At 43.1% G+C, this 670-nt stretch carries 1 protein-coding gene; it reads left to right on the top strand.

Going from position 1 to position 670, the window contains the following annotated elements:
• Positions 1–657: hypothetical protein (locus NA619_RS25005; protein ID WP_255964447.1), on the top strand; the 657-nt coding region annotated here is incomplete at its 5' end.
• Between the last annotated feature and the right edge of the window lie 13 nt (positions 658–670).

Below are 670 nucleotides of genomic sequence, written 5' to 3' on the forward strand. Positions count from 1 at the left end.
TTCTATTTTTCCGCCGATGAAGCCTATTCCTTCCACATGGGTATAACTCAAAGATTACAAGCCCGGCACCACAAAGAATTCAAACACATCATCGATGAGCTGCCATTGGATATTAATGGGGTAAAATCCATTAGCCGCAGGTTAAATCTGGCAGCGCAAAGCCTAAACGAGATCACAGGCATAGAGCACATTCAAAGTATTGCGCTAACATGCAGAGAAAGCTTAATTGAGCTTGCCGCAATACTTACAGAGGCCAATCCAACCGTCCTGACTGACAACAACCTCAAAGCCGCAGACTTCAAAGGCATATCAAAAGCAGTCATTGCCATATACGCCCATGGAAAAAGTAATAGCAACTTAAGAAAGTACAGCCGAAATATGGCAGAAATGGCGTGGGACTACTCATCTGAAATCGTACATTCGCCAAACAAAAATATTCCAGATGCAAAGATCTGCCTGCTTTTTACATGCTCAATTGTTTCCATAATCCAAAACCTCTACCTTAAGCATTTGGGGTTTGATGCAGAACAGAAGTGTCCAGAATGCAAAAGCATGGATTACAATCTGCACGAAACGGATGATTTGGGTTTTTTCATGCTGTGCAGCGACTGCGGCCATAAAGAAGCGGTTCAAGTAGAGACCCAAGGCAGCGAGTAAAACATAACAATCG

This window comes from Stutzerimonas stutzeri (assembly GCF_024448895.1).
Lineage (GTDB): Bacteria > Pseudomonadota > Gammaproteobacteria > Pseudomonadales > Pseudomonadaceae > Stutzerimonas > Stutzerimonas stutzeri_Q.